The sequence below is a fragment of the Polynucleobacter wuianus genome (genome assembly GCF_001659725.1).
In the GTDB taxonomy this organism is placed as follows: domain Bacteria; phylum Pseudomonadota; class Gammaproteobacteria; order Burkholderiales; family Burkholderiaceae; genus Polynucleobacter; species Polynucleobacter wuianus.
In genome coordinates, this window is sequence record NZ_CP015922.1 from 510,152 (window position 1) to 527,417 (window position 17,266).

General features: G+C 45.1%; 12 protein-coding genes. 9 read left to right on the plus strand and 3 right to left on the minus strand.

The features are described 5' to 3' along the window. The gene (dapD, locus tag A8O14_RS02760) at positions 1-828 is read right to left on the minus strand and encodes a 2,3,4,5-tetrahydropyridine-2,6-dicarboxylate N-succinyltransferase (RefSeq protein WP_068948111.1); all 828 of its coding nucleotides are present in this window, start codon (positions 826-828) and stop codon (positions 1-3) included. Positions 829-1,003: 175 nt separating this feature from the next. Between dapD and smc the strand changes: the two genes are divergently transcribed. From smc to A8O14_RS02790, 6 genes are all read left to right on the plus strand, one after another. Beyond that, positions 1,004-4,525 carry a chromosome segregation protein SMC gene (gene smc / locus A8O14_RS02765; protein ID WP_068948112.1) on the plus strand — a complete coding sequence of 1,174 codons (3,522 nt, stop codon included), beginning with the start codon at positions 1,004-1,006 and terminating at the stop codon, positions 4,523-4,525. Beyond that, entirely contained in the window at positions 4,526-5,602 is a 1,077-nt protein-coding gene (locus A8O14_RS02770; RefSeq protein ID WP_228385101.1) for a cell division protein ZipA C-terminal FtsZ-binding domain-containing protein, read from the plus strand. Positions 5,603-5,611: 9 nt separating this feature from the next. Continuing rightward, complete coding sequence (gene ligA / locus A8O14_RS02775; protein ID WP_068948114.1) at positions 5,612-7,627, plus strand: NAD-dependent DNA ligase LigA; 2,016 nt, start codon at positions 5,612-5,614, stop codon at positions 7,625-7,627. A 74-nt stretch (positions 7,628-7,701) separates the two neighbouring features. Continuing rightward, complete coding sequence (locus A8O14_RS02780) at positions 7,702-9,357, plus strand: FAD/NAD(P)-binding protein (RefSeq protein ID WP_068948115.1); 1,656 nt, start codon at positions 7,702-7,704, stop codon at positions 9,355-9,357. Beyond that, positions 9,347-10,567, plus strand: coding sequence for a multidrug effflux MFS transporter (locus A8O14_RS02785; protein ID WP_068948116.1), 1,221 nt, complete (start codon positions 9,347-9,349; stop codon positions 10,565-10,567). The genes A8O14_RS02780 and A8O14_RS02785 overlap by 11 nt, the downstream gene beginning before the upstream one ends. Positions 10,568-10,577: 10 nt before the next feature. Next, the gene (locus A8O14_RS02790; protein WP_068948117.1) at positions 10,578-11,069 is read left to right on the plus strand and encodes an NUDIX hydrolase; all 492 of its coding nucleotides are present in this window, start codon (positions 10,578-10,580) and stop codon (positions 11,067-11,069) included. Here A8O14_RS02790 and A8O14_RS02795 read toward each other — a convergent pair. Both A8O14_RS02795 and map read right to left on the minus strand, forming a co-directional pair. Next, the gene (locus tag A8O14_RS02795; protein ID WP_068948118.1) at positions 11,030-13,627 is read right to left on the minus strand and encodes a [protein-PII] uridylyltransferase; all 2,598 of its coding nucleotides are present in this window, start codon (positions 13,625-13,627) and stop codon (positions 11,030-11,032) included. The genes A8O14_RS02790 and A8O14_RS02795 overlap by 40 nt on opposite strands. Before the next feature lie 4 nt (positions 13,628-13,631). Then, positions 13,632-14,468, minus strand: a complete 837-nt coding sequence (gene map, locus A8O14_RS02800) for a type I methionyl aminopeptidase (protein WP_068948119.1) — start codon at positions 14,466-14,468, stop codon at positions 13,632-13,634. Positions 14,469-14,735: 267 nt separating this feature from the next. Between map and rpsB the strand changes: the two genes are divergently transcribed. From rpsB to pyrH, 3 genes are all read left to right on the plus strand, one after another. Next, positions 14,736-15,485, plus strand: a complete 750-nt coding sequence (gene rpsB / locus A8O14_RS02805) for a 30S ribosomal protein S2 (protein WP_068948120.1) — start codon at positions 14,736-14,738, stop codon at positions 15,483-15,485. Further along, complete coding sequence (gene tsf / locus A8O14_RS02810; RefSeq protein WP_068948121.1) at positions 15,485-16,369, plus strand: translation elongation factor Ts; 885 nt, start codon at positions 15,485-15,487, stop codon at positions 16,367-16,369. The genes rpsB and tsf overlap by 1 nt, the downstream gene beginning before the upstream one ends. A 184-nt stretch (positions 16,370-16,553) precedes the next feature. Beyond that, complete coding sequence (pyrH, locus tag A8O14_RS02815; RefSeq protein ID WP_068949682.1) at positions 16,554-17,264, plus strand: UMP kinase; 711 nt, start codon at positions 16,554-16,556, stop codon at positions 17,262-17,264. Positions 17,265-17,266: the final 2 nt, after the last annotated feature.

Consider the following 17,266-nt stretch of genomic DNA (forward strand, 5'->3'; position numbering starts at 1 on the left):
TTAGTCGCGAAGAAGTTCGTTGATGGCAGTCTTAGCTCTAGTTTGAGCATCGACCTTTTTCACAATGATGGCGGCATACAAGCTGTATTTGCCACAAGCGGAAGGTAGGGAGCCAGGAACAACCACAGAGCCTGCTGGCACGCGACCGTAGTGAACTTCACCAGTTTCACGATCGTAGATCTTGGTGCTTTGACCAATATAGACGCCCATGGATAAAACGGCGTTTTCTTCGATAACTACACCTTCAACCACTTCAGAGCGGGCGCCGATAAAGCAGTTATCTTCAATAATGACTGGGCCGGCTTGAATTGGTTCTAAAACGCCACCAATACCAACCCCGCCAGAAAGGTGCACGTTTTTACCAATCTGAGCGCATGAACCAACAGTTGCCCAGGTATCAACCATAGTGCCTTCACCTACATAAGCGCCAATATTGACGTAAGAAGGCATCAAAACAGCGTTTTTACCGATAAAGGAGCCACGGCGGGCTACAGCAGGTGGAACAACACGGAAACCGCCAGCAGCAAAGTCAGCAGCGGTATAGCCTTCAAACTTGCTAGGAACCTTGTCATAGAACTGGGTATAGCCTCCAGCACTCATTGGAATATTGTCTTCAAGGCGGAAAGAGAGCAAGACGGCTTTCTTAACCCATTGATTTACTTCCCACTTGCCTACAGAGCGACGCTCCGCAACCCGAATGGTGCCGGCATTGAGGCCTTCCAAGACTGCATTTACGGCACTCCGGACGTCCCCAGGGGCGCTGTTTGGTGAGAGGTCTGCGCGGTTTTCCCAGGCTTGTTCAATGATGCTTTGTGGTGATTGGCTCATGCTTTTCAGTTAACTATCAGATTGTTAAGGGATTTTGTCCCTGAAGGTGAATTTATCATTATATCGATGGGGCAAAAACGCGTCCAAGTAGCCCTAAGCTTGCTATCATCTTCCCACTTTAGATGTAAATATTTACCCTTTTATTTGAACCTCTTTTTTCCCTGCAAAGTACGCCGTGCAACTGAAATCCATCAAACTTTCCGGCTTCAAGTCTTTCGTTGACCCAACCCATTTTGAAATGCCTGGCCAATTAATTGGTGTTGTAGGCCCTAACGGTTGCGGAAAATCGAACATTATTGATGCCGTACGCTGGGTTTTGGGTGAATCTCGCGCTAGTGAATTGCGTGGCGAGTCTATGCAAGACGTTATTTTTAATGGATCAGGTCTACGTAAACCGTCTGGTCGTGCCAGTGTTGAACTCATTTTTGATAATGCTGAAGGACGTGCTCAAGGTCAATGGAGCGCTTTTACAGAATTAGGCATTAAACGTGTTTTGACGCGTGACGGTAATTCTAGTTATTACGTCAACAATCAAGTAGTGCGTCGTAAAGATATTCAGGATATTTTCTTGGGCACCGGTATGGGCCCAAGAGGTTACGCGATCATTGGTCAAGGAACCATCAATCGTATCTTAGAAGCAAAACCAGAAGAATTGCGTGTGTTCTTAGAGGAAGCCGCTGGTGTTTCTAAATACAAAGAGCGCCGTAAAGAAACTGCCTCTCGTCTAGAAGACACTGTAGAAAATTTAACGCGCGTTGAAGATATCTTGCGTGAGCTTGATCAACAACTCACTCGTTTAGAAAAACAAGCAACTGTTGCTGAGCGTCATGCAGAGCTTTCTACGCAAATGAAATCACAACAACAGTTGTTGTGGTTTGTGCGTCAGACGGAGGCTGGTAAAGAGCAAGAGCGCCATGCTAATGGTATTCGTGATACCCAAGTGAATCTTGAAGAGCAGACAGCTAAGCTACGCCATGCCGAGGCTGAGCTCGAAACGATGCGTACTCAGCAGTACGCATTACAAGATAAAGTTTCTGAAGCTCAAGGCGAGTTGTATCAAACAAATTCTGACGTCAGTCAGGTCGAATCACAGATTCATTATGTGCAAGAAGCACGTCAGCGTTTACAGCAGCAAACCCAAGATTTGCAAGCGCAGTTACAGCGCTGGACCGTGCAGGAAACGGATGCTGCTCAAGCGCAACGTACTGCAGAGCACGAATTAAATGAGGCTTCTGAAAAAGAGCAAACTTTATTGGCCGAATTAAATGGCTTGCAAGAGCAAATGCCAAGTCGCGAAGAGGGCTATCAAACTGCATCTCGTGATTTGAATAATGCACGCGATGCTTTAGCTACTATTGAACAGCGTCTTGCCAGCTTGGGTGAGCGCATTCGTGCAATTTCAGCGCAATCAGATGAGCTCAAAGGTCGTGAAGCGCGTTTAACTGGTGAGCTCGATGGTATGCGCAGACCGGATGCAGAAGCTTTGCAAATGGCAATTGATCGTCATGCCATGGCGCAGCGTAAAGTTGATGAATCAAAGCAGCGTGCTGGTGAAACGCAACAACGTGTACCCGCTGCTGATGAAGCCCGCAATGCTGCTCAACAAAAGATTCAGACGGCCAATCAGGATTTGGCGCAAACCGAGGCTAAATTAACGGCTTTAACTGCTTTGCAGGCGAGCGTGCAAGCTCAGGGCAAGATTGGTCCATGGCTTGAAAGCAAAGGGCTTAAAGAAAGTAAGCGCCTTTGGCAAGAGCTCAAGGTGGAGAGTGGCTGGGAAGCTGCTTTGGAATCTGTATTGCGTGAGCGCCTAGCTGCGGTCACAGCAAAGAGTGTGCAAGAAACTTTGGCATTAGCCAATGATGCGCCTCCAAGTCGTTTGGCGATTTTGTTAACCGAAGAGATTAGCCCTGCACATACATCTGCTCCAGCAGATTTCACGCCATTATTAAGTCGGGTGCAAAGCGCTGGTGCGCCAAGACTGACTTCCGTGTTGCAAGAGTGGCTAGACAATATCTATATTGCCTCAAGTCTTGAAGACGCTTTACATCGTCGCGAGAAGTTGCCAGCTGGTGGGGCATTTGTTACGCAGCAAGGCCACTTAGTAAGTCGTGTGGGCGTTCAGTTATATGCAGCAGACTCTGAGCAAGCAGGTATGTTGGCGCGCGCTCAAGAGATGGAGAGTCTTGAAAAGCAATTGCGTGCGCAAAAACTGATGCAAAGCGAATTGCAGGGTGAACTAGATCAGTGCGTTGCTAACTATCAAGCAGCGCATCAAGCTGCAGAGCAGGCACGAATTGCAGCTGAGCAAGCCGTTCAAGAGGCGCATGGTTTTGAAGTAGAAAGAATGCAGTTAACCCAAGCTGAAGAGCAATATAGTCAACGTGCCGCACAAATCCAGGGTGAGTTGAGTGAATTGCGTCAGCAGGGCGAGCAATTAAGTCAAACTCAAGAACAATCAGCTACAGAGTTGACTGAGTCTGAAAAAGCTAAGCAAGGCCTTCAAGAGGCGCTGGCAACTGCTCAAGAAAAACTCGAGATTTCTACGCAAGAGCGTGATCGTTTACGCGAGTCATTGCGTACCGCAGAAATGGCTGCACAAGAAGCTGCATTTGCAACCCGTTCATTGCAACAGCGTATTGCTGATTTACAACGCGATCAAAGTACTGCGCGTACTCAGATCATGGAGATTCAGGATAAGCATGATCTTGCCACGCAGGAGCTTGAATCCTTAAGCGATGAAGAGGCGCAAGACAAGTTGCAAGGTTTGTTACTTGCACGTAGCGCACGTGAAGCTACTTTAGCAAATGCCCGTACTGAACAAGATGCTTTATTACATCAATTGCGTGAGGCGGATGAAGCTCGCATGCAAGTTGAGCGTAGCTTGCAGCCAATGCGCGACAAGGTGGTTGATTTGCAATTGCGCGAACAAGCAGCCCGTTTGAATTTTGAACAATTCGCTACCTTGTTGTCTGATGCAGAGGCTGACTTGACCGCTCTAGAGGCAAGCTTTAGCCCTGATTTAAAAGTAGGCGCACTTCAAACCGAAGTAAATCGCTTAAATACTGAGATTCAATCGCTTGGCCCTGTAAATATGGCGGCCCTTGATGAGTTATCCAGTTCGCGTGAACGCAAGCAGTTCTTGGATGCCCAATCAGCTGATTTGAATGAGGCAATGCAAACCTTGACAGATGCGATTGCGAAAATTGATGCAGAGACTCGCGATTTATTGCAAGGCACATTTGATCAGGTAAATGGCCACTTCGGAAAATTGTTCCCAGAATTGTTTGGTGGTGGTCATGCTGAGTTGGTGATGACTGGTGAAGAGATTTTGGATGCAGGCGTTCAGGTAATGGCTCAGCCTCCAGGCAAGAAAAATAGTAGCATCTATCTACTCTCCGGCGGTGAGAAAGCTTTAACGGCAATTGCCCTTGTGTTCTCGCTCTTCCTCCTCAATCCGGCGCCGTTCTGCTTGCTCGATGAGGTGGACGCTCCGTTAGATGATGCAAATACCTTGCGCTATGCTCAGCTAGTCGCCAAAATGTCAGATAAGACACAGTTTTTGTTCATCTCACATAACAAGATCACTATGGAAATTGCCCATCAACTGATTGGTGTCACGATGCAAGAGCAGGGCGTATCGCGCATTGTTGCGGTGGATATCTCTTCTGCAGTTTCGATGGTGGAGGCTGCTTAAGTGTACGTAGAACAAATCATGACGATGTTGGGTTTGTCTGATTTGCAGTTTGCTTTGGCCGCCATCGGGCTACTGATTTTGATATCAGTAGCTATTTTCAATTTCAAATATTCCCGCGCACGTCGTAAGGCAAGAGAGCAATCCGTATACTCTCTTGATGAGCGTTTTGCTCGCGAGCCTAGCTTTGGTCAGGGATTTGCAGATACAGATTCTGGGGAGCGGTCTGAACCGAGTTTTGCTAGCCCTTTAGCCACAACGATTACCCCTCCTGAGAAATTTGCAATTGATCCAAGAATTGATTGCGTCATTACATTACGTTTTGATGAGGCTATTAGTGGCGCTGAAATTCTGGAGGAAATTAATGCCTGGGCAGATACACAGGCGCAATCTAATGCTCGTTGGATGTGCGAGGGCCTGAATGCCAATATTGATGTAGCCGAAGACTGGGAAGAATTGCATCCCGATTCTAGCTATTCTGATCTCCAGTTAGCCATTCAGTTGGCTAGTCGCAAAGGCCCTATTGGCGTGATCGAGCTCTCTGATTTTTGCTCTCGTGCCCAAGCCTTAGCTGATACGCTGGGTTCTCAAATCGATATGCCAAGTGTTAATACGATGTTGGAAAGTGCTAAAGAGCTGGATGCTATGGCTGCTGAGAGTGATATTCAGCTCAGTATCAATGTGCTTTTTGATGAAGCTTGCCCTTGGGGTAATTTTGATGCGCTGATGCGTCAACGGGGTTTCAAATTATCACGCAATGGTAGGCAGTATGAGTTTTACAGCAATGGCACCATGATCTTCAATACCGTAGAGATGGATCCTAATGCACCAGTGGCACAGTTGACCTTGCTATTGGAGGTGCCCCTAGTTACAGATGAAGAGCGCGCATTTGAAAGAATGTTGGGCGAAGGTGTTGAGATTGCACAAGCGGCTCATGGTCGTTTGGTTGATGACAACGGAATCAACCTCAGCGAAGCTGCAGTTATCAGCATTCGTCAACATCTTGACGGCCTCTACGCCAATCTTGAGAAATCCGGCATTCCTGCTGGATCTTCTACAGCAAGTAGACTCTTTAGCTAGGAAATCACCTTGTCGTCCAATAGTCCGACAAATTTAGCGGAGCGCTACGCATTCCTGCAGGTAGAACTTGCTCGCCTAGAGCATGCCTACTATGTGCTCGACAACCCTTTGCTACCGGATATTGAATATGACCGTCTCTATCGTGAGTTATTGGATATTGAAGCAGTCCATCCAGAGTGGGTTACACCTGAGTCTCTATCTCAGCGTGTAGGCGGCACCGCTTTAAAGGAGTTTGATTCGGTCACCCATGAAGTGCCTATGCTTTCGCTCAATAATGCATTTGAAGAATCTGAACTCATTGCCTTTGATCGTCGTTGTCGTGAAGGCTTGCATGCAGACCAAGTTGATTATGCAGGTGAATTGAAGTTTGATGGTTTAGCAATCTCACTTCGTTATGAAAATGGCTCCTTAGTAAGGGCTGCTACTCGTGGTGATGGAGCCAGCGGTGAAGATGTCACCGCAAATATTAAAACCATTCGCGCCATTCCACTAAAATTGACAGGAAAAAATATCCCCAAAGTATTAGAGGTTCGTGGCGAGGTCTTCATGTATCTTAAGGACTTCGAAAAAATGAATCGCCAGGCAGCCGAGCTTGGTGAAAAAGAATTTGCTAACCCGCGTAATGCTGCAGCAGGCAGTCTACGTCAATTAGACTCTAAGATCACTGCAAAAAGACCCTTGTCTTTCTTTGCATATGGCTTGGGTGCTCTAGAGCCACAGTCATGGCTACCCAAAACCCATGAAGAGTTGCTCAACACCTACGCAGAGTTAGGTCTGCCGGTTTGTTCGGAGCGCAGAGTGCTTCAATCTGTAAAAGAGATATTGGCTTTCTACGAAGAGGTTGGTACTAAGCGTGATTCATTGCCCTATGACATTGATGGTGTTGTCTATAAAGTGAACTCCTTTGCAGAGCAAGCAAAGCTTGGTTTTGTATCTAGGGCACCACGCTTTGCACTGGCTCATAAGTATCCAGCTCAAGAAGCGCTCACGACAGTTTTGGGTATTGATGTGCAGGTTGGGCGCACGGGTGCTATTACGCCTGTAGCTAGACTAGCTCCAGTTGAGGTCGGGGGTGTGACGGTCACTAATGCCACGCTTCATAACGAAGACGAAGTTAAGCGCAAGGATGTTCGTATTGGCGATACTGTGTCGGTTCGCAGAGCCGGGGATGTGATTCCTGAAGTGGTCTCAGTGATCAAAGATTGCAGGCCCACTGATGCCAAAGAGTTTCAAATGCCTACACGCTGCCCGGTATGTGATTCACATATTGAGCGTTTGGCCGATGAAGCAGTGGCACGTTGTAGCGGTGGGTTATTTTGTGGTGCACAGCGCAAACAGGCACTTATTCACTTTGCTCATAGGAGAGCATTAGATATTGAAGGCTTGGGCGAGAAGATTGTGGATCAATTGGTGGATCAAAATCTCGTTAGAACGCCAGCCGATCTTTATCGCTTGGGTTTTACTGCTCTAGCAAACCTAGAGCGTATGGGTGAGAAGTCTGCAGACAATCTCGTTCAGGCCATCAACCAATCCAGAAACACTACGCTAGCTCGATTTATCTTTGCCTTGGGTATTCGTCATGTGGGTGAGACAACTGCAAAAGATTTAGCCAATCACTATCGATCCATGCACGCCTTGATGGATGCTGACATGGAAGATCTTCTAAGTGTTAAAGATGTTGGGCCAGTAGTTGCCGACTCCATTACCAGTTTTATGCAAGAAGCTCACAATCGTGAAGTGATCGAGCAACTCCTAGCTTCCGGAATGCAACTCTCCGTGGAGGAGAAAGTCATTAGTGCGGCCTTGGCTGGTAAGACCTTTGTATTGACGGGAACATTTCCTACGATGACAAGGGATGAGGCTAAAGATCTTCTTGAGAAGGCAGGGGCAAAAGTTGCAGGATCTGTTTCCAAGAAAACAGACTACGTAGTTGCAGGTACCGATGCTGGCAGCAAGCTCACTAAAGCCGAAGAGTTGGGTGTACCAGTTATTGATGAATCGGCGATGCTGGCTTTATTAAGGTAGTCCATTTCCTACTGCAATATCAGGTAGTCATTTATCTCCACCTTGGATAAGCTCAAGGGTTTGAAAGGGGGAAAATGAGCAAAAAATTTGCAGAAAAGAGTCAGCGTGATCTTGCCGATATAGATGGTGAAGTTCTTCAAGGCCATACTTCTGAGGAATTCAAAATTGCGATTATTGGCTGTGGTGCTGCTGGGGTGGCAACCCTATTAGCTTTTCTCGAGTATCTGCCTACAAAATTTAATCAAAAAATAACAATTACTATTTTTGAAAAAGGCCCTGCTTTTGGTCCTGGGTTTGCTTATCAGTGTGACAACAATGAGTTGTTAATGAATATGGTGAGCTCAACTACGTCAATATTTCCAAATCAAAAGGGTGATTTTTGGAATTGGATGCTGGAAAAAGGCTGCCACATTGGGGGCCAACAGATTCTATCTAAGTCGGGTGTAGCACCCGATAGGTATATATCCCGTCAATTTTTTGGCGCATATCTAAAAAGTCAATTTGAGCATGGAATCTCAAGTCTTGAAAAATTAGGAGTAGAGATTGAGTTAATCAATTTAGAGGTTACTAATGCTTGTGTCCTTGGAGACAACTCTTTCAATGTTACTTTTGGTAAGGGGTTCTTACGTCATTTTAATTGTGTAATTTTGTGTGTCGGAAATACTGCACCAAAAGATATTTTCAATTTAGGCGAAAAAAGCCAATACATAAATAATCCATATCCTGTAAATAGATACCTTCAACTAATTAAGAGCAATGATTGCGTTGGCATTATCGGTGGCCAACTTACTGCAGCAGATATTGCAGTTGTCTTAGCCAATCAAGGTCATAAAGGTCCAATCAATTTTTTTACTAGAGACTTATATTTTCCGTTAACAAGATGTCCAATAGGGAAATACGATCTTCAATATCTGACCCATATCAATCTTGAGATATTAAAAAGCAAAAACAGGAATGGGATTTCTCTGCGTCAAATAATGCGGTTGGCAAGGAAAGAGTTCTTAGCAGCTGGAATTACATGGAATAAATTTTTTAAGCCCTCAACCAAGCAATATAGCTCATGGGTTCGGTCTTTATTAGAGGATGATGAAGATTTTTCATGTTGGCAAAATTTGGCAATAGCAACAGACGATGTTATTGGAGACTATTGGAATGCCTTATCGGACATAGAGAAGCATCTATTTATGAATAAGTTTCATCGTTTGTGGTCAGCAAAGAGAGTTCCGCTACCAGTTCATACTGTATTTAAGCTTTATTCCTTATTTAGCTTGGGTATTCTTAGGCATTATCCGCATTTAAAGGGGATTGATGCATCTGTTAAAAATCAATTTAGCGTAACCTTGGGTAATTCGAAACACCCAACCTTAACCAATAAGGTGTACTGCGATTGGATAATCAATGCATCTGGACCTTCTCGAGAAATCAGCAGGGTCGATTCGGTATTAATAAAAAATTTACTCGAATCTGGGTTGATTCTTAGAAATCCACATGGTGGAATTATGTTGGACTATGAAAGCTCTCGTATAAAAAACAATATCAATAGAGAGCTTAATAATTTTTACGCAATTGGCCACCTTACCTCTGGAACTTATTACTTCGTTAGTTCTTTGGATATGGTATCGCTAAGGGCAAGAGGTGTTGTGAGGCATTTGACGGAGTCTCTCAGCTATGACTCTAACCCCCAAAGATGTATTTCTGATTTTTTATATAGGGGCGAATATGCATCCTAAGAATAAGTTATTAATCCCCATGTTAATAATGCTGGTTATTTTGCCAATGATTGCAACGGATATTTATCTTCCGGTACTTCCCGCCATGGGGGAGCATCTTGGGGCTGCTGGATCAAGTCTGGCTGATAGCCTAGCTTCTTATATGCTCGGCTACTCCCTAAGTTTGTTCTTAGCGGGGGTGCTTGCGGATATCTATGGACGTCGAATCATCTCTATTATCGGGATATCAATTTTTTCTATTGCAAGTGTTGGATGCTTTTTTGCTTCCTCAATCGAGCAGTTGGTGGTATGGCGTTTCTTTCAGGCATTTGGGGGTGGAAGCGGAACACTCATTGCAAGAATTATCGTAAGGGATGTATACGATGAGCAGTCCCAAGTTAAGGTTTTAAGTTATTTGGCTACTGGATTAGTGATTTCGCCTATTTTCGGGCCAATCATTGGCGCCTTTATTTCAAATTACTATGGCTGGCGATCAATTTTTTTCATATTAACCTTCATATCCCTTTTCATATTAATTACCCTATGTCAATTCATGGGGGAGACTCTTGCAAGCAATAGGCGGAAAAAGGGCCTTCAGCTTGACTGGGTGCTTTCGCGATGGCTTGCTTTATGGGGACATCGTGAATTTGCATTTAATACTCTAGTAATTAGTTTTGCTTGGGCTATTTATTTCTCTTTCATTTCTAGCTCTCCGTTATTGATTCAGAATCTCCATAAGGTAGACCCAATTGAGTATGGGTATCTATTTGCAATAACAATTAGTGGGTTTATTTTTGGAACAATATTTATTCGACGCAAAATTGCGACCTGTAATTTAAAATCCCTAATTGCCATCTCTGGTGCTATTGCTCTGATATCTACTTCGATTCTTTATATTTTGGTATTGGCAGAAGTGGGAGCTCTGCCGGTGAAATTGTTCTTTGTATTTTGTACATTGTTTGGCATTGGTATCATTTTCCCCGCAACACAGGCTGGAGTTACTAGACCTTTTCAGGATGACATTGGTTTAATTTCTGGGATTTTCTACTCTACTGAGATGTTCTTTGGTGCCGTTTGTGGGTATATGCTTTCGATGATTGGGGTTGCTGGATGGGAGATTACATCATTAATCATGTTAATCGCAGCAGCTTGTATTGTTTCTCTCTCAGGTCTTGATAGGCTTTATGGCGCCAACCGTACAAATGGTATCCTAAAAATCCGTCTGAAATAGATCCATATATATGCTGACTTTAGGTTTGAATGTGGAAAATATTCTTCGAGCTGAAAACCCGTTTTCAAGAATGAATCCTGAGGGTCATATCACCGCTAGCGGTTTAGTTATCCAGCATAACAAGGTGTTATTAATATTTCATCCGTACATCAAGCAATGGTTTCAGCCTGGCGGTCATATTGATGAAGGTGAGTCTCCATGTGAGGCAGCTATTCGCGAAGTCTATGAAGAGACAGGCTTGGTTTGTGCTTTGGATTCCGATGATCTGGGGCTAATCGATATTGATGTGCATGAAATCCCCGCTAATCCTCAAAAAGGTGAAGGATCTCATTTGCATATCGATCTGCTATATAGGCTTAAGTTATTGCGAAAGGAGGATCCCTCTGAAGAGATTGCTTTTGGTTGGTTTTCTTTTGATCAAATTGAGAGTGCTCGCATACAGCGGGCACTGACTCGGTTAAATCAAGCCCCTAGAGCCTCGAGCAACTCAGTCTCTAGCTGAATCTGTAGCTTTGGGTTTTTACCCAAGTTAGCAGCATCCAATAGCAGTATGTCCTCTACTCGCTCACCCAGAGTATTAATTCTTGCAGTGTGAATCGACACTTGATGCTTGGCTAGCACTCTTGAGATTGTGTAGAGTAGTCCCGTGCGATCACTCGCTGAAAGTGCGAGTGTGTAATATCTTCCGCGCTCATCTGGAACCATATGAACACGTGGTTGAATCGGGAAAGTGCGTGATTGTCTAGAGAGGCGACCCATGCTTGGGTTTGGAAGGGGATCTGCATTGGTTAAGGCTTGAGTCAATTCAAACTCTACGAGTTGAATGATGTCGCGATAACTACCACCTTCATCTACTAAATTACTTCCAGAAATCTGAAATGTATCTAGAGCATAACCATGGCGCGTAGTATGAATACGGGCATCCCAAATCGAGAAGCCATGTTTTTCGAAGTAGGCACAAATTCTAGCAAAAAGATCTTCTTGATCTTTAACATAGACTGCAATTTGCAAACCTTCGCCAATCGGGGATAGCCTTGCTCTCACAATGGGCTGATCAGTATTCACCTTGTTATAGAGATGACGTGTTAACCATGCGATGTCAGATGAATCTTGTCTGAGAAAGAATGCAACATCTAACTGTTTCCACAAATCTTCATAAGACTCGTCATTAATACCGTACAGGCGTAATTTAGCTCTGGATTCTTCTTGGTGTTGGGCTAATTCTGATGAGGCGTCCGTTTTAGCTCCACCCAGAACTCTTAGAGTTGCACGATATAGATCTTCGAGTAACTTGCCTTTCCAGGCATTCCAGACTTTAGGGCTGGTACCGCGGACATCAGCAACGGTAAGCAAGTACAAGGCAGTAAGGTGCCGCTCATCGCCCATCTTTTTGGCAAAAGCACGAACCACATCTGGGTCAGTGATGTCTTGCTTTTGGGCAACCTGACTCATATTGAGATGTTCAGCAACTAACCATTCCAATAGCTCAGTATCTTTTTTATCTAGACCATGCTCTTTGGCAAACTTACGCATATCTGCTTTACCAAGCTGAGAGTGGTCGCCGCCACGTCCTTTGGCAATGTCATGAAAAAGTGCGGCAATCACTAGTAACCATGGCTTTTCAAAATGGGCAATCAAGCTACTGCAGAAAGGAAATTCATGGGTATGCTCAACCACCATAAAGCGGCGTACATTACGTAGCACCATCAAGATGTGCTGATCAACCGTATAGACATGAAACAGGTCGTGCTGCATCTGGCCGACAATTTTTCTGAATGCTGGCAAGTATCGACCAAGTACACTGCTACGGTTCATGAGCTGGAACGCGCGGCTTACACCTTCAGGTTGCTTGAGAATTTCAATAAAAAGTGCGCGATTAATGGGGTTAGCGCGCCACTTGGCATCCATCTTCTGGCGTGCGTTATAGAGCGCCCTGAAAATAGTTGCCGATAGACTCTTCACGTTAGCTGTTTGAGCAAATACCAGGAAAGTGCGCAAAATTTGCTCGGGATGCTTTTGAAAGAGTTGTGGATCAGTAATATCCAGTACGCCCTGTCTTTCAATAAAGTATTCGTTTCCATCACCTGGAATAGGGTGAGTAGTTTTTGACTCTTGAGGAAATAGCAGTGCTTCAATATTTTGTAGCAGCACATCATTCAATTGAGTCACTGCTTTCGCTGCCCAATAGTAGCGACGCATAATTGCTTCACTCGCTTGGCGTGAAGAATCCGTTTCAATGCCCATCGCTTTAGCAAGTGGCGCCTGCAGGTCAAAAGCAATGACATCTTGGCGACGACCAGCTAATAAATGCAAATTAGCACGCAGCGTTTCCAGGAAGCGCTGGTTCCGATTGAGTTCAGTAAGCTCTCGTTGCGTTACAAGACCAGCCTCATTTAAATCCTTAAAGGTATCGCCAAGTAATGCCGCCTTACTGACCCAGGAGATTACCTGTAGATCACGCAATCCACCAGGACTCTCTTTACAATTAGGCTCAAGAGAGTATGGAGTATCTTGGTATTTGTAATGGCGCTGAATTTGTTCAGCCTGCTTAGCCTGAAAGAAGCTTTTAGGATCCATTGCGGATTCAAAGGCGGAGGCAAATTCTCTAAAGAGTTGTTTTTTTCCGCAGATCAAGCGCGCTTCAAGCAGAGAGGTACGCACTGTGATGTCCTGTTCGGATTCCGATATGCATTCCGAAACAGTCCTAACTGAAGATCCAATCTCAAGGCCAGTATCCCAGCAGCTGGCAACAAATTGCTCAACTTTTTTGGATAAGGATTGAACCAACTTTTCATCCGCTGGCAAAAGAACCAAAATATCGATATCAGAGTACGGAAATAAAGTGCCCCTGCCATAACCCCCTACAGCAACTAGAGTAGCTTCATTATTGAGGCCGCAGTCAATCCAAAGTTGGGCAAGTAGTTGATCGGTCAGCTTGCTCAGTTGCTTCGTCAGTTTGCCTACAGCTTGAGTTTTTTTAAACTCAGCGTAAGCAAGTACACGAGCTGCGCGAAGACCAGCTGCGTCAATAATTTTGTTCGCTGTTTGTGACTGACCCATGCGATTAAACGTTTGCTGCTGCGGGCCGAAAGTTGAGGTCTTTAACGCAGTTTGGTGGCGGATTGCTTCCTTCAGACCAGGTAAGCACCTCAACACCAGTTTGGGTGACTAGCAGGGTGTGTTCCCATTGTGCAGAGAGACTGCGGTCTTTTGTTTTGACTGTCCATTGATCGGGCATGGTGCGGATATCTCTTTTACCAGCATTGATCATCGGCTCAATAGTGAATGTCATGCCTGCTTGCAATTTTTCACCAGTGCCAGGGCGACCGTAGTGAAGGATTTGTGGGTCTTGATGAAACACTTTTCCAATGCCATGACCGCAGTATTCCCGAACAACTGAGTAACCTGCTTTTTCTGCATGCGTTTGAATCACGTGACCTATGTCGCCAAGCGATGCACCAGGTTTCACCTGCGCAATACCAAGCCACATACATTCAAAGGTAATTTGCGTGAGGCGTTTGGCCATTACTGAAACTTCGCCCACCATAAACATGCGACTGGTATCGCCGTAATAACCGTCGGGAGTGATAACGGTAATGTCGAGATTGACAACATCTCCACTCTTGAGAACTTTTTCTCCGGGAATGCCATGGCAAATCACATCATTCACTGAGGTGCAGATTGATGCAGGAAAAGGTGGATAACCAGGTGGTTGATAGTTCAGTGGCGCCGGAATGGTTTTTTGAACCTCACGCATGTATTCGTGGCAAATACGATCCAGTTCGCCCGTAGTAATGCCAGCCTTCACATGAGGGGCCACATGATCCAAAACTTCGCTAGCCAAGCGGCCAGCCTCACGCATCCCTCGGATGTCTTTTTCTGCGGTAAATACACTATTCATGCCTGGATTATCAACGACTTGGAGGGTTTTGGTTGATCTGATTTGCTTAAAAAATAGGCAATTACCTCAATTTTGAGTACCCTAAGTTAGATTTCAGAGTATTGCAATCCTCATTAGACCAAAGGTGTGCCAGCTAGAGCCTTGATATCTAAGCTATAATTAACTCTCGGGTCTATTTTGGACTTGAAATCGCGAGTTGAGCCTTCCAGGGTGGCGTTTTTTAGCGCAGCTAGGGCTCAACTTTAGAACCAACCCTTAGGAGAAGTTATGTCAGTAACTATGCGTCAAATGCTGGAAGCCGGTTGCCATTTTGGTCACCAAACGCGCTTCTGGTCCCCAAAGATGGCCCCATTTATTTTTGGTCATCGTAATAAGATCCACATCATCAACTTGGAAAAAACATTGCCAATGTTTCAGGACGCCCTGAAATTTGCAAAACAAGTTGCTGCTAATCGTGGCACGATTTTGTTTGTTGGTACCAAGCGTCAATCACGCGAGATCATTGCTGAAGAAGCAACTCGTGCTGGTATGCCTTACATCGACAGCCGTTGGTTGGGTGGCACACTCACCAACTTCAAAACCGTTAAAGGTTCATTGAAGCGCTTGAAAGACATGGAAGTTGCTAAAGAAGCTGGCGACTGGGAAAAGCTTTCTAAGAAAGAAGCTTTGACTAACGATCGTGATCTCGATAAGTTGCAAAAAGCGCTTGGCGGTATCAAAGACTTGAACGGTGTTCCTGATGCGATTTTCGTAGTGGACGTCGGTTATCACAAGATTGCTATTACTGAAGCCAACAAGCTTGGTATTCCAGTGATTGCGGTTGTTGATACCAACCATTCACCAGAAGGTGTTGATTACATCATTCCTGGTAATGATGACTCAAGCAAAGCTGTAACCCTCTATGCACGTGGCATTGCAGATGTAATCCTCGAGGGTAAGGCTAACTCTGTTCAAGAAATCTTGACAGCAGTTAAAGAGTGTGAAGAAGAGTTTGTTGAAGAAGGGAAGGCTGAATAATGGCCGCTATTACCGCTGCAATGGTTGGCGATTTACGCGCCAAAACTGATGCTCCGATGATGGAGTGCAAAAAGGCTTTGACTGAGGCTGATGGTGATATGGCTCGTGCAGAAGAAATTTTGCGCGTTAAGCTTGGTAGCAAAGCTGGTAAAGCAGCTTCACGTGTAACTGCCGAAGGTATTGTTGCCGTTTCTATCAATGGCTCTACTGGTGCATTGCTTGAAGTGAACTGCGAAACTGACTTTGTTTCTAAGAACGATGATTTCTTGGCCTTTGCTAATGACTGCGTGAAATTGGTTGCTGAAAAGAGTCCAGCTGACGTTGCTGCATTGTTAGCGTTGCCATTGAATGGTCAAACCGTTGATGAAGTTCGTAGCGCATTGATCGGTAAGATCGGCGAGAACATCATGCCACGTCGCTTCAAGCGTTTTTCTGGTAACAACAAGTTGGTTTCTTACCTTCACGGTACCCGTATTGGCGTAGTGGTTGAGTTTGAAGGTGATGACACTGCCGCTAAAGATGTTGCTATGCACGTTGCTGCAATGAAGCCAGTTGCTTTGTCTATGGCTGACGTTCCTGCTGAATCCATTGCGATTGAGCGTAGCGTTGCTGTTCAAAAGGCAGCTGAATCTGGCAAACCACCAGAAATCGTTGAGAAGATGGTTGAGGGTTCTATTCAGAAGTACCTCAAAGAGGTTTCTTTGTTGAACCAAACTTTCGTGAAAAACGACAAGCAAACTGTTGAACAAATGCTGAAGGCTGCTAATACAAACGTGAAAGGTTTCACTATGTTTGTTGTAGGCGAGGGCATTGAGAAGCGTCAAGACGACTTTGCAGCTGAAGTTGCTGCTCAGGTGGCTGCTGCTTCTAAAGCCACTGTTTAATTAGCCATTCGGGGCTTACCCCAGCTAATTTGTAATACTCAAAAGGGCATAGAAACCTTAGTTTCTAAGCCCTTTTGTTTGATCTTTCCCAAGCCCTTTATAATTTGGTGGAGATATTAAAAAGTGCTTAAAGATCAATAAGCTAAGTATGAAAAGTACTCAGCAAATTACGGAAAATAAAAACATGCCAGGCTACAAACGCGTCCTCCTTAAATTATCTGGTGAAGCCCTAATGGGGGATGATGCTTTTGGCATCAATCCGGTCACCATTGATTCCATGGTTTCTGAAATTGCTCAAGTGGTTAATAGCGGTGTTGAACTCGCAATTGTTATTGGCGGCGGAAATATTTTCCGCGGTGTTGCGGGTGGGGCAGCGGGCATGGATCGAGCTACAGCCGACTACATGGGTATGTTGGCTACCATGATGAATTCTCTCGCTCTGCAAGATGCATTGCGTCAAAAAGGGGTTGAGGCGCGCGTTCAATCTGCATTAAGAATGGATCAAGTGGTTGAACCTTACATTCGTCCACGCGCGATTCGCGCGATGAGTGAAGGCAAGGTAGTCATCTTTGCTGCTGGTACCGGTAACCCCTTTTTTACTACCGACACTGCTGCTGCCTTGCGTGGCGCCGAGATGGGTGTCGAGGTCATGCTCAAGGCAACTAAGGTTGACGGTATCTATAGCGCTGATCCAGTTAAGGATCCTAGTGCTACTTTATATAAGACCATTACATTTGATGAGTGCCTCATCAAAAATCTACAAGTCATGGATGCTACTGCATTTGCACTGTGTCGTGACCGCAAATTACCAATCAAAGTATTTTCAATACTCAAGCCGGGCGCATTAATGCGGGTAGTGCAAGGTGAGCCTGAAGGTACTTTGGTACACGTTTAAAG